Source organism: Thalassospira sp. Z349TD_5, assembly GCF_056173045.1.
On the sequence record NZ_CM149654.1, the window covers coordinates 1,116,656 to 1,129,943 of the forward strand.

Consider the following 13,288-nt stretch of genomic DNA (forward strand, 5'->3'; position numbering starts at 1 on the left):
ATATAATCGGCCTGATTATTCATTTTTGGTGAAGAGTAAGCTCGCGCTGCAGTTTCTTGGTTAGTCCTTTGAAAACAATGCGGTGCGAACTTTCGATGTGGCTTTTAAGGTCGTCATCGGCAAGGCCCGGTATGTCGTAATGCTGAATCCATTTCATCCCCCGCGACGCCAGATACGGTGCCGGGCGCAAACCGGGTTGATCTTTTAGGACTTCATAGCCGATTTCGGACGTTTTAAACGTGATGCCCAGCGTGTCGGTTTTGGTCCAGCCGCCAATGGCAAAAACCTTGCCGCCGACTTTCCAGACATCCGCACCACCCCATTGCACCACATGGGTTGTATGGGGCAGGGATTTGCAAAAATCGTTGAACTCGTCACGGGTCATTTTTGTCGGGTCCTTCTTTCGGGGCAGGTTCGATTTTACAGACTTTACCCATAACGCCGCAGATATCACGTGCAAAACGATCCATGGTGAAATCGGTTTGGCACATCAACTGCGAGGCCTGTGCCATGGCATGTGTTTGGTCGGGGCTGTTGATGGCCTGCTTGATGGTGTGTGCTAATTTATCAGGGTCATCGGGCACACATAACCGCCCGGTTTCACCATCACGGACAAATTCGGGCAGGGTGGCGATGTTGCTGGTGATCACCGGTACACCGGCGGCCATGGCCTCCAGCACAGCAAGCGGCTGGGCTTCGTTGGGATAATTGCTGGGAAAGACAAACAGGTCGGTGGTTTCAAACAATCCCATGCGCTGATCCGCATTGACGGCCCCGTGATAGGTTGCGATGTGCGCAATCCCATGTTCGGACAGAAGGTGCTTGAGTTTCTGTGCGGTGATATCGCCCGGCGCACCGGCAATGTCGAGTGTCACCGCAACACCGTCTTTGATCAGTCGTGCGGTTGCTTTGAGCAGGGTTTCTATGCCCTTGGCGCGGAACAGGTTAGAGAGATACAGCAGTCTGACCGGTTGGTGTGCCGTCCACTTTGCTGTGCCTTGGGGCGCAAGGGCGCGAGTGGGTAGGGCGTTTGGGATGATGAGTTTGGTGCAGGGCAGGCTGTCAACTTCATCCATCAATCTTGAGCCGAGCACAATCGCGGTTTGATTGGCGAAAACCAACCGTTGCAGTCGGGCAACCCCTCGGTTTTGACGCATTGTCGCCAAGCCCCGTCCGTGCAGATGCAAGATCGCCGGAACGCCAAACAGCTTGGCCAGCAGGACATACAGACAATCGCGGTAAAAGGCGGCCCCGTTGGGCGCAAAGCAGATGTAAAATGCCTTGGCGCGGGGCAGGCTGACCCCTAGCTTCATCAGCAACCACAGGGCAATGGCGACTTTGCGCAGTGAGAATTTGGCAATGTCGCCAAGCTTTGTGCCAAATCGCATTTCAAGGACGGTTAAGTCCGTGCAACGCGCAAGTGCGTCAACCGCATGCAGGTTCATCGCCGCGGCACCATGCATCAGCGGGGGCAATTGCACCATGGCAATGCATTGTGGTTTGGCGGTCGGTTCTGAAAATGGCAGGGTGTCGATTTTATCACGATAGCGTGCCAGCACCCGATCACGGGTCTGGTGATAGATCTCTGGTTTGATTTGGGCAAAGAAGCGGTTTTGCGGGGCAAGGTTGCGGTCAACGATCTTGGTGCGCAACTGGATCATTTTTGCCCCGGCTGAGGTCACGGCCCGCAGATAAAAATCAAGATCAATGCAACAGACAAGATCAGGATCATATCCCCCCGCTTGTTCCCAAATTGATTTGTGAAAGGCCAGTGTTGAATGGTGCAATGGGTTGCCGCGATAAAGGCGTTTGGCGGAAATATGTCGATGGGGCATCGGCCAGAGCCAAGGTCGATCAGATGTGGCGCGACCAAACAATAAGCAGTCGGGATGGGCCATGAGAAATGCTGTTTGAGCGGCCAACCGACCGGGCTGGGAAAGATCATCAACATCCTGAATGGCAATCGGATCGGTTGGCGCGCCTTTTATGGCGATGTTCAGCGCTGCACCCCGTCCGATCTTATCGGGCGTGATCAGGGTGAAACGTGGGTCTTGCGCAAGGTTTGCGGGCAAGCGCACTGGATGTTTGGAGCCGTCATCAACGATCACGGCAAAATCCTGATCGCGTAAGGTTGCAGCAAGGTTTTCAAAGAACCGATCAAGGAAGGCATTGCCATCGCGGATGGTGGTGATGACGGTGATGGCATCAGACATCGTCGGTCCCCCAGCATATGCGCAATGTGGCGTGATCGGTGTGGGGCTCGATAACCCTGCGGGCCGAGCCTGCAGCGGTGAAGTGGTTTGTCTCATCTATGACGAGGTTACGATCCGCATGGAATGAGATGCCTAGGTCCGGGGCGTGAAGCTGCTGTTGTGAGATATGCACCAGCTTTACGTCGTGATGCACCAACAGTCGAAGCAGATCGCATTTGGTGGCGATCTTGTCGGTGATGGTGATTTGGGTGTCCTCAAACGTGATGGTCCGTTGTCCCGAAACTCCGGCCAGTTTGAAATTAATTCGGACGGTGTTTTTGGTTCTGGATGCTTTGCGAATTTGCGCAAAATACTTGCCGTCCGAGGTCGCCGGGAGCGGGATGGACGCCGGGCCATACAGGCTGGGTGCATCTTCTTCGCCGCCGGTTGGCGCGAACAGCAAGGTCGTGGTGGTGCCTGAGCCAGTCAGGACAACCGGGCAGGGGGTAAGATCGAAACTGCGTTTGCCGCCAAGACACATCTGCGCCTGATAGGTGGCGTTTGAAAAGATTGCGATGGGTGTCGCTTTTAAGTTTGGTGGTTTTGGCTGAGGTCTTGGCTCTGTTGGGCTGGTCGCAATCTTCAAAAGCCAATAGCCCGCAAAAGCGAGATAATCGTCATGGCGGTTATAGCTGTACCAGCCCGGTGTCGCCGGGTTGGCAGGACCCGGATCAGATGGCAGGTCAGCGGGGAAAAGCAGGTTAAGCGGGATTGTTCCTGTCATTAAAGCAGCCGTTTCAAGTCGAAACAAGATGGCGTCGGCTTGGGTCTGAAATCCGTGTTTGGTAAGGGCGTATAGCGCACATACCGCGCCAAAACTTTGCCCGGCCCCGCGTCCCAGAAGGTTTGCATAGCCATGATCACCAGAGAGCTCGGCAATCAGGGCGGTTGCCTTGGCGGCAATGATACGGTGGGTGGCTTCGGGGCTGTCTGTCAGAAGGGCGGTGCAAAAGGCGTGATATTGACCGGAAAAACAGGTCGGTCGATCCCAGAAAAGCGGGGTGCGCCAATAGCGCAGGCGGATGAAGGCCCAATGTAGCCAGTTGATGACTTTCCGGTATTTGCCAGCACCCTTTTTTAGCGAGAGACGCCGGTTGATCATGCCAAGGACCTGCCAATTGGCAACGTCTGGCGATTGGGTGGGGGCTTTGCGCAGGATGGCGGCAAGACGTTCGGCACAAAGGCCCGGTATTTGCCGGAGGCCATATTCGATAAATTCGCGGTGGTAGTGCGGGGTTTGCTGTTCGGCCTCAAGCGCGGATAACGCGGCTTCGATCTGATGGGCGTAAAGTGCTGGGTCCAGTTGCGCCCATAGGGCGGCGGCAAAGGCGGGGGCGTAAAAGCTGTGTTGCTCGAACGTGCCATCGGGTTGTTGGCGTTCGGCAAGCTGATCGGCAATCAGCCTTGCAAGGCGGTGGCTGCGTTCGGCCATGCTGATGCGTGTTACAGGAAGCGACATGTCACCCCCAGCGACAGCGTTTGACCGGCCGAAACAGTGTTGAGCGGGACGGCCTGAATTTCGGGGCAATGCCGCCCCAACCGTTCGCGCAACCGCCAGAGCAGTTTTTGACCGCCGGGCATGTTCCACAGCGCACGGGCCAATGGATCGGGAGCCGACAAGGTAAAGAGCCGGTTGGCCCAGCGCAGCCAGACGTGATCGACGGGGTTTATCGGCAACAATCGTGCATGGACAATCCAGTGATCGCCGCGATCACGCAGATAGAGATACGGGGCAAAGCGTCCCGCAACGTCAAACGTATTGAGCGTGATGATGATCTTACTGCCATCGGTGCCAACGAGGCGGACGTCGGGCGCCTGACTTGGTGGGAAAAGACGGTACTTGTCACTGTCGCGGTGCTCAAAGGTTTGTCCGGCGATTGCGCCGTGGGCAATGTCGTGCTTGTCAAACACCATGCGCAAAACGGCGTCTTGCAGGGGGGCATCGCCAAGGGCGGTGAATTGGGCGTGGGTGGTGATGGTTGCGGGGTCGGTTTGGGCTGTCAGCAAAGTTGCCTGCCAGCGTCCTTGCGATAGGTGCCAAATGCCATCGGTAAACGTGGCATTACGTGGGGTATCGGTCAGGGTGACAAACGAATGCCGGTCGGAAAATTCAATCCCCCAGTTGGCAAAGCGGATGGCGCCGAACTGGCCGGATACCAGACGGTGATTGCGGATATCTGTTTGAAGTTGGGTCATGATGGCGCCACCCGCCGCAGGTATTTCAGCCCACTGACATAAAGTAGTGAAAGGACCAAAGCCAAACGGAGTTGCATCAAGATAAGGATATCGCTTGGTTCTGCCGGTGCCGGGAGGAGGGCCGCGCTTACGATCATGCCGCACAGGCACAGCCAGCCGACCCACATGGCAGAGGGCTGCTCTTGCATGATCAATATTTGCCGACTGAGCAAGGCCAGCAGGATTGGCCAGAATGCGCCGGTTTGAAGGAGCGTTATGAGCTCGTGACTTGGGGCAGCATAGATGATGGCTGCAATGACGTCAGGCCATATCCACAGGACCATACTTGCCGCCACCATTGGTGCGATCAGCCAGACATCCCGAAGATGTCCGGGTTGCTGTTTGGCAAAGAGTGCACCGGAAATGGCGGCCAAAAATGCGGCACAGATCAGGAAAATGCGCTGGGCGAGAAACAGGGTGGTGTCGGAACCCAGCAAGACAAAATCGAGATTGGGTAAAACGCCAGCAAGCAGGGTAAAGCCGATCATGCCAAAGGCCGTGGGTCGGGATGGGGTAGTTATGCACAGTGGTGCTGTTTGTTGATTCGTTGTGCGATTGAGCGCAAAGAGCGTGGCAGCGATAAAGCTTGTGATGGATATTGCCGGGGCAACGGCAAACAGCAAATCGGGGTTACTGGCATGTGCCGCCCATGCCGCCGTGGCAATCCCGACCATCTGGGCCATCAACGCAATCATACTGATCCGGGAAAATTCGGTTCGGGCGGAGATGATCCAGTCTGGTGACAAGGCAGCCGTGATGGGCATTATCAACAGCGGCCAGTATTGGGTCAGGGTATCGGTACCCGTTTCAACGGCGATCCAGAGGATGGCACCCAGGGCAATTATCCCGCGCAAGACAACACAGGCCAAGGCCCACCTAAGTTTTCCGGCTTGCCGTAATCGGATCAAAAGTGGTCCGGTTCCGGCCTGTGCGGCGGTCACGCCGAGCCCGACCAAGGCCAGCATCGCGAAATAATCACCAAGCATCTGGGCGGTAAACCCATGACCAAGGATCAAAAGAATGATCATACCGCCCGCGCGTGCGGTCAGATTGGCGGCAATCAGCCACAGCGGATACAAAAGCGGATAAAGGCTGTGCGCGATCCTATCCATGGCGGGTCAGCAGTGTGTCATAGGCCATCTCGACCCGGTTGCCATAGCCGGTTTCAAGCATGTTCTTGATTTGACTGCGGGCCGCATGCGCCATGTTTTGGCGCACCATCGGCTGGCTGATCAGGGTGGAGACGGCGGTGGTGATTGCGCCGGGATCACGTGGCGGCACGATCAGGCCGCTTTGCTGGTTGATCACCGGGCTTCCGGCATCAAAGGTGGTGACGACGGCGCAGCCTGTGGCCATGGCTTCAAGGGTTGCCAAGCTGCTGCCTTCTGACAGGCTGGGAAAGACAAAGATATCCGCACCGAGCAAATGTTGGGCAACCTCGTGTGAGGACCGCCGCCCAAGCCAGTCACAGCCTTCAGGAAGGTCTTTGACCAACGCCTGTGCGCAGGGCTGGACTGGACCAATAAGGGTCAAACTGATCCGACCTCGAAACTCTGCGTGCAATGCCCGCCATGCGTCCAGCAACGCCGCGATGCCTTTGGCGATGGAAATATTGCCAACATACAGCAGCCGGACAGTCGCATCCGTTGGCGTAGGACGTTCCTGATTAACAAGCGTCTGACAAAGGGGCGACATAAAGGGGATGTGAAAGATATTGTCGGGGGGGATGCCACACTTCAAAAGCCCGTCGATCACCGCATCGGACGGGGCAAAAACCGCATCGGCGAAATGAGTTTCTGCGATACGGCGGCGGGCGAGAATATTGGAAATTTCGCGGTAGCTGCGATCATGGGCTTTATATTCATCGGCAAGCTGGTTACGGCGGATCGGGGCCAGTTGGCCGGTGACATCGGAAATCGTGATCAGGCCGTGTTTTTTGGCACGCCGCATGGCGGGCAGGCTGTAATTGCCCTGACCATGCAGAATTTTTGCCTTTGGCAAATGGGCGGCTGCCATCAGGGATAGGGGAATGTCGGAATACAGGTTATGAGCCGGCAGACGCAGTTTTCGCGCCGCTGTGCCCAAAAGATCGGGGATGAGATGCCGTCCGGGAATATCGGATAAAACCGGGTCAAGCTCACGTGCGGGCGGACGTATGATGCCCTGTCCGTCATGACGCCAGAAACTGTCCCATCGCGCCAGTCGGTTGTTTTGGGCCAGATGGGTGGCAAGAACGGCAAACTGATCGACCCGCCCGATCATCCAGATATCGGGGTCGGTGTGGCGGCGGCGTTGAACCGGTTTTGGGGCGTTTATCATACCGTATCTCGCGACCGGCTTCGTGCGGCAAGGGCAGCCTGCCAGATCGAGCGCGCGTGATGGTCGGCTGTATTGGTGGCAATCTTGGCCGATTGTGTGGCGCGTATGTGATCCCCTTTTACCGGGTTGGTGAGTAAGTCCTCGCAGGCGGTGGCCCAATCTGAGGTGGTGTGGGGTGGAAGGGTTTGGTCAGATGCCAAAACATCCGATGCACAGCCGACCGCATCGCTGGTAAGGACGAGGGCACCACATGAAATCGCCTCGATCACGCCAACGCCGTAAGCATCATTGTGGCTGGGAAACAGGCAGATTTTTGCCTGTGTCAGGAAATCCGGCAAGTGTTCGGGCGGTAAAAGCGGGTGAATGTCGGTGATGCCCGACAATCCGTATTCTGCGACCTTTCGTTTGACCTTTGAGATATTAAGGGCGCCGACAATCCCGACCTTCGTGATCGCCTTCCTGACTTTGAGTATCCGGGCTATTTGAAGGAATGTGTCAAACCCTTTTGCGGCGGTCGTGCGTCCGCACCACAGAATGTCAAATGGGCGGTGGGTAAAATCAGGGGTGGCTTTTGGTGGGGCAAAGGATGTTGGGATCGGGCTAACCGTGATCTGGTCCGGGGGGACGCCAAATGTTTCGAACCAGTCTTTGCCACGGGAACTGGCGGTGATAAAACCGCTGGCTTGTTTGATCATATTTTGTCGCAAGGCCCGCCGAACCCTGTTGTCATAGGCGGCATCGGATCCCAGCCAGCCATCAAACAACACAACGGTTGGTATGGCGTGCTTTTTTGCCCAGCGTTGTGCGCGCCACATGGCCGGGCCAAATCCCGACAGGATCAGAACATCCGGGGCGGTGCGGGTCAGTTCGCGCGTCACGCCAAAGGTAAACGAAAGCCTGCGGTTTTCACCAAGCGGGATGCGAAGTGCCGACAGGGAACAGCAGCTAAAGGGGGCGCTTTGTTGCGCCCAAATGTGTTGGGTTTCGTCGAGGTCCGTACAGATAACATGGGATGTTCCGCCAACCGATTTGGCATGTTCCGCAACAAGGCCAAAAGCCGCCCGACGGTAAGGGGGAACAAGGTTGGTCAGCAGCGTCACCTTCACCGAACTCTTTACCCCAAGATGCTGATGTTGCTGACAACTCAATCATAAGTTATTATCCATATCAATGATTTAAACGCAGAATTTGGGACAGGTTCGCGGTCCGGATAGAACGATAAAAACACATCCGGGTTTCACAGGGGTGGTGAATGGTATTGGCGACGTCGGCGTTCTTTGGCCTTAAGCTTGACCTGCGCGCACAGGAAACACTGTGTGACGATATCTGTGACAGGTTGAAAAATCGGCCTCAAGATGGATGTTTTCGCCATCAATGCCTGAACGCGGTGAAATTGCCACAGGCCCAAAAACATGCTGAACTTTACCACGCATTGCAGAGCGCAGATTGCCTGTCGCCGGATGGTATGGGGATCGTCTGGGCGGCGCGTTTGATCGGAATTCCTGTTGGTCAGCGTGTCACGGGGATTGACCTTATGACGGCGTTGCTGCCGCGATTTGCGAAGTCTGGTGTGCGTGTTTTCCTGCTTGGTGCCAAGCCTGATGTTGTTGACACACTGCAGAGAAAACTTCCCATTTGGTATCCTGGGCTTGTGATTGCCGGGGCTCATCACGGATATGAACCCGAGGATGACAAGCTGGTGGCGATGATCAGGCAAAGCGGTGCGGATGCGCTTTTTGTCGCCTTGCCCTCACCGCGCAAGGAATTGTTTGTCGATAGCATCGCGCCCAAAACCGGATGTCGGTTTGCCATGGGGGTTGGCGGGGCATTTGATGTGCTGGCGGGCGAGGTGCACCGGGCGCCGGTGCCTTGGCAGAAATGCGGGTTGGAATTTTTGTGGCGCATTTTGTGCCAGCCGCGCCTGATGATGCCGCGCTATGTGCGGGGGCTGGCGGGATTTGGCAAATTAATCGTCCCAGCCGTCCTTGGATATCATGCCGACAGGTTGCGTAAATGGGCGAGTGTGATGGTTATGGCATTGGCTGTTATGGGCATGGCAATGAGCGGAATTGTTCAAAACCCGACCGCATCTGCAGCCTCTTTGCCGGGATCAACCAGCCAAATTCCCGCCGCGCTTAATCAACTAGGCACCCGGGCATGGATTGAGCGGCGATTATCAGAAATCACCACCACCGATGATCTTGATGCCATGATCAATGACATTCTGGGCATGCTGATCGGGCAGGATACAGATACGCAAGGGGCGACTGGGAAAACATTGGCAACGCCGGACTGGGATGCCGTTGATGAGGCGATCAAGGCGCTTTTGGTGGTGTTTGAAACCGTTCTTAAAATGTCGGGCGCAAACAGCTTTTTGATCGAAGCGGTCATAGGCGGGGTGATCGGGCATTTGTTCGACATCCACCCCGAACCGGAACGGTTTGCCAGAATGGTGGATGCGACCAGTCCGGGTTTGAGTGGCCGGATGTTTGGCAACCGGAATACGATCCTGTTTGACAGTGAAATGGTTTCCCGACCAAGAATGACCATCCAGCCCGGCACTGAGCCGGTTTCACGCCAAACCATCGCGCCCGATAGATTCAAATTCGCGCAGCCATCGCTTTATTTCATTCGTCCGGTCAATCGTGGCTTTGCCGGGGAAACGTCATCCTGGGGGACGGCGGAGCGCGAAGAAAATATCTTTGATTTCGTCTCGGAGGATGCCAGTCCGCGATGACAGGAACCCCCAACAACCCAAATCAATATGCCCCACGATTTGACCCGTCGCTGGGCGATCTTATTGCGATCATGTGGCAGCGTCGTGGTGTGACGCTGTTGGCGTTTGTCGTGATCCTTTTGAGCGGGCTGATTGCGGTGGGGCAATGGCAGCCAGAATACAGGGCGGTGGCCGAAGTTGGCCTCACCCGCGCGGTTGAGGTGCCACAACCAAGTGCGATCCAAGCACAACCGTCGCAAACAGGACAGGTAACGGCACAGGAAATCGAAACCCTTATTGCGGAAATGAAAAGTCAGGACGTTTTATCAGCCGCCCTTGCGGTTTTGCGCGGTGATGATGTCTGGAACGCGGGGCAATCGCCATCCATAACCTTCGAAACCACAATGATTGATACGCTTCGCGCCGGGCTTGAGGCCAACCGTATTGGTAATGCGGCGGTGCTTGAGGTCAGTTATCACAGCATATCCCCCGATCTTGGCCAGACTGTTTTACAGACAATTATTGAAAGCCATGTCTGGTGGCGTGAAGGACGGCAAAAACAATATCTGCGCCACCGGGCACAGGAGGTCGAGGCACAATATCAAACAGTACAGGCCGAACTTGCCAAACGCGAAGAAACTCTGACCAGCTGGCAACGCGATGCCGGGGTTCTTGATGAGCAAGAAAGCAAAATGATGCTGGCGCGCATCTATGCACTGGATGAGCAGGCCGAAGAAATCGGGCATGAATTAATCGCCGCCCGTGTTGCACGTGATCACGGTGCGGATTTGCAAAAACTGTCCCACCTTCTGGCGATGCCAGACGTGGCAGGCAATCCGATTGTCAGCCAGTTGGCGACACGGTTTGATGAGTTGCGCTCCGAATATGTCACACTGGATCAACGCTACGGCCCAAAACATCCGGTCATGCAAAGCAAAAGCCGCGAACTCGATACACTTCATTCCGAGCTGTTTACCGCTGCGCGCAGTGCGGCGGACCGGGTTGTACAGCAACTTGATCTTAAGGTGGCGGGGGCATCAGGAAAGTTAAAACTTGTCACACAACAGCGCGATCAATGGCATGACCGCATGACAGAGCGCCATGACAGGATGCAGGGACAGGCGGCCTTGCTGCGTGCGGTGGAAATGGCCCGTGCAGATGTTCTGGAGTTGGGGCAAAAATCGCAAAGCCTGCAGCGTGATTTGGTGGCGTTTCGCGGGGATGTTGAGATCCTGCGTCCGGCGACGGCTGCGACAACCGCCGAGTTTCCCAATAAGCGCGATCTTATGCTGATGGTGGTGCTCATTGCGATGTTCGGGTCTGTCATTGCTGCCTTGCTGCGTCATTATTTCGATCAGACCATTGATGACGGTTTTGACGCCGAAACCACGCTTGGCATCCATCTTTTTGCCCGCATACCCGATATGGAAAGCCCGGATGGCGGGCATGAAGCCATCGGGCATCTGGCGGTTTTAATGCGGATACTGCATCAGGAAAAAGCAACACCCGCCGAACACGCGAAAACAGCACAACTCATTGCGATGGGATCGGCCGTCACCGGCGAAGGCAAAAGCCATATTGCAAGATCGCTTGCCAGCGTTTTGGCCGGGTTTGGGGCGCGGGTGTTGCTGATCAATGCCGATCTTCATGATCCGGGGCCGCTTGAAACCGGTGGGGATGGCGGGCGGGATCTGACGGCTGTGTTATCGGGGGATTGCATGCTTGAGGATGCAATTATCAGCGGACAAGGTGGGCGTTATGATCAACTTGGTGCGGCCTTTGCCGTGCCGGGAAATATGGCCACCCGTTTGATTGAAACACGGTTCCCCGATGTAATCGCAAATCTGCGTCAGACCTATGATCATATCATCATTGATACGCCGCCGATCCTTGCGGTTGCCGATGCGATCGTTGCCTTCAGGCAGGCCGATGTCGGGCTGTTTGCCGTGCGATGCGGATATAGCAAACGGCGCGACATTGCCGATGCCATCAATCAGTTGCGCGCAGTTGGCGTGCGACCAAACGGGGTGGTGATGAATGGCGCGCGCCCACGGGCGGCCTATGGGGCTGTGCCATCCTCAATCGCCCCGGCGGAGCGTATGTCATGACGATAAACGGGGGTGTATGGTCGGTGGCGCGCGGCTGTTTGCTGTGTCTGGCGGTATTGCTTGTCGGGGTGGGGGCGGTGCGGGTTCATCAGGAAATCGGGGCAGGTGCATCGGTTGAAAACCTGCAAAGCGGGTTTCGCAACGCCAACGGCTTTGGCGCGCAAGCCGATATCACGTCATTGCGCGGGGCCATGCTTTCCGGGGATCGCGTGCGGATCGTGAAACAGGTATCTGCACAGATGAAAGACGCTCCGTTTGATCCGGTCTTGATGGCACTTGATGCCCGGATCGGGGCGAAAGACCTTCGGACTATAGCCGCACAGCTTGATCGCGCGTACCAGATTGCGCCGCAAAATCAGATGGTCCGTGCCTTTCGCGATGGCGCCTTGCACCAACTTGAGAACAGCCCGCCCAGACAAGCCCGATGGGCAAAATAAGGGCGGGCAAGGTGATGATCCAGTCAACCGATGCACTTAGAACAAAGATGGTTGTGATGGCCCCAAACAGCGCCTTTTGCGGTGGGGTGCCCAACCCGCGCCAGATTTTAAAACCGGCAAAAAGGGTGGCCAAAATCAAACATGTCATCATCGGCAGACCAAGCGTGATCGCCCCGTCGAGCCAGATGTTATGGCTGCTAAACCAGTTGGCGTTGGCGTTAAGCCCCGGTGTTGCGAAATGACCCAGAACAAGCGCGATACTGCCCTGACCATAACCCGTGATCGGACGGGCCATGATGGCATGAACCCCGCTTGCCCACGCATCATCGCGCTGGATCAAATCGAGCCGGGAGAGATCGGCAAAGCGCGGTCCGATTTCCGGGAAGGCAAAGATCACAAGCAGGGCACATGCCCCGACCCATCCCGACGTGATCAAAACACCAGAAACAATGCGCCATCGCGTCAAGGCAACATTGGACGCCAAAACGTAAATCCAGCCAAAGACAATCATGCTGACAAGCGCGATGGCGACCCCGCTGCGCGAATGGCTTTGCAAAAGGGCCACGCCGCAAATTACCGCGATGGCAAGCCAGCCGCCTTTTTGATCGACGCGTTTGGCCGCCGAGAACCCGGGCGTTCGGGCAAAGCAATAAAGACTGGCAAGAAGGCCAAGGATCATCACTGTGGCAAAGGCATTGCGGTTGGCAAAGCTGCCGGTCCAGTCGCCGATATGGGCGGTTTTGGTAAACCAGAATGTCGTTTGCCATCCCGCGATCTGGTCCAGTGCGGCAAGCCCGACCTGAAGGGCGGCGGCACATGTCACTGTGATGCAGACCTGTTTGATAAAGCTCTGGGGGTCTTTGCGCGCAAGCAAGGATGCCAGCGTCAGGGTTGCGATAAACCACAGGATATCGGCCGCTGTGCTGTGCCATGCGATGGGGAAAAGGGCGATGTGATCGGCGTTAAACGGGGCGGCTTGCACGGGCCAGATCGGCAGGGATTGCATGATCATCCAGCCCGCCAGCAACCCCGCCATCAACCAGATGACGCGCAGATAACGTGGAATATGGATCGGCATTTTCGCACACAATACCAAGATGCCAATCCCGGTCAGAACCGACAAAATTCCCATGGCCCATGGCCGTGCCCCGCCCAGCAACAGCGGGGCCAGAATGATTTGGGCCAAAAGACAAAATTGCGCCACCCGAAAGACCACTGGAA

10 protein-coding genes are annotated in these 13,288 nt (G+C 56.2%); 2 read left to right on the top strand and 8 right to left on the bottom strand.

The features are described from left to right. Window positions 1–19: 19 nt before the first annotated feature. Genes AC0VXT_RS04960 through AC0VXT_RS04990 form a run of 7 tightly spaced genes read right to left on the bottom strand, consistent with a single transcriptional unit; the run spans window position 20 to window position 7,906 of the window. Window positions 20–385, bottom strand: a complete 366-nt coding sequence (locus tag AC0VXT_RS04960; RefSeq protein WP_475547734.1) for an MmcQ/YjbR family DNA-binding protein — start codon at window positions 383–385, stop codon at window positions 20–22. Beyond that, entirely contained in the window at window positions 375–2,213 is a 1,839-nt protein-coding gene (locus tag AC0VXT_RS04965; protein ID WP_475547735.1) for a glycosyltransferase, read from the bottom strand. The genes AC0VXT_RS04960 and AC0VXT_RS04965 overlap by 11 nt, the downstream gene beginning before the upstream one ends. Next, window positions 2,206–3,711: a hypothetical protein gene (locus AC0VXT_RS04970; RefSeq protein WP_475547736.1), complete on the bottom strand. Its 1,506-nt coding sequence runs from the start codon at window positions 3,709–3,711 to the stop codon at window positions 2,206–2,208. The genes AC0VXT_RS04965 and AC0VXT_RS04970 overlap by 8 nt, the downstream gene beginning before the upstream one ends. Continuing rightward, complete coding sequence (locus AC0VXT_RS04975) at window positions 3,696–4,448, bottom strand: hypothetical protein (RefSeq protein WP_475547737.1); 753 nt, start codon at window positions 4,446–4,448, stop codon at window positions 3,696–3,698. The genes AC0VXT_RS04970 and AC0VXT_RS04975 overlap by 16 nt, the downstream gene beginning before the upstream one ends. Beyond that, window positions 4,445–5,599 (bottom strand): hypothetical protein, encoded by a 1,155-nt coding sequence (locus tag AC0VXT_RS04980; protein WP_475547738.1) that lies wholly within the window; start codon window positions 5,597–5,599, stop codon window positions 4,445–4,447. Before AC0VXT_RS04980 ends, AC0VXT_RS04975 begins: the two co-directional genes overlap by 4 nt. Further along, window positions 5,592–6,806: a glycosyltransferase family 4 protein gene (locus AC0VXT_RS04985; protein WP_475547739.1), complete on the bottom strand. Its 1,215-nt coding sequence runs from the start codon at window positions 6,804–6,806 to the stop codon at window positions 5,592–5,594. Before AC0VXT_RS04985 ends, AC0VXT_RS04980 begins: the two co-directional genes overlap by 8 nt. Next, window positions 6,803–7,906 carry a glycosyltransferase family 4 protein gene (locus tag AC0VXT_RS04990; RefSeq protein WP_475547740.1) on the bottom strand — a complete coding sequence of 368 codons (1,104 nt, stop codon included), beginning with the start codon at window positions 7,904–7,906 and terminating at the stop codon, window positions 6,803–6,805. Before AC0VXT_RS04990 ends, AC0VXT_RS04985 begins: the two co-directional genes overlap by 4 nt. A 152-nt stretch (window positions 7,907–8,058) precedes the next feature. Here AC0VXT_RS04990 and AC0VXT_RS04995 point away from each other — a divergent pair, with 152 nt between their 5' ends. Together AC0VXT_RS04995 and AC0VXT_RS05000 are read left to right on the top strand one after the other, a co-directional pair. Beyond that, window positions 8,059–9,543: a WecB/TagA/CpsF family glycosyltransferase gene (locus tag AC0VXT_RS04995; RefSeq protein ID WP_475547741.1), complete on the top strand. Its 1,485-nt coding sequence runs from the start codon at window positions 8,059–8,061 to the stop codon at window positions 9,541–9,543. After that, on the top strand, window positions 9,540–11,630 hold the full coding sequence (locus tag AC0VXT_RS05000; protein ID WP_475547742.1) for a GumC family protein: 2,091 nt from the start codon (window positions 9,540–9,542) through the stop codon (window positions 11,628–11,630). The genes AC0VXT_RS04995 and AC0VXT_RS05000 overlap by 4 nt, the downstream gene beginning before the upstream one ends. A 309-nt stretch (window positions 11,631–11,939) precedes the next feature. Here AC0VXT_RS05000 and AC0VXT_RS05005 read toward each other — a convergent pair whose 3' ends face one another. After that, on the bottom strand, window positions 11,940–13,271 hold the full coding sequence (locus AC0VXT_RS05005; RefSeq protein ID WP_475547743.1) for an O-antigen ligase family protein: 1,332 nt from the start codon (window positions 13,269–13,271) through the stop codon (window positions 11,940–11,942). Between the last annotated feature and the right edge of the window lie 17 nt (window positions 13,272–13,288).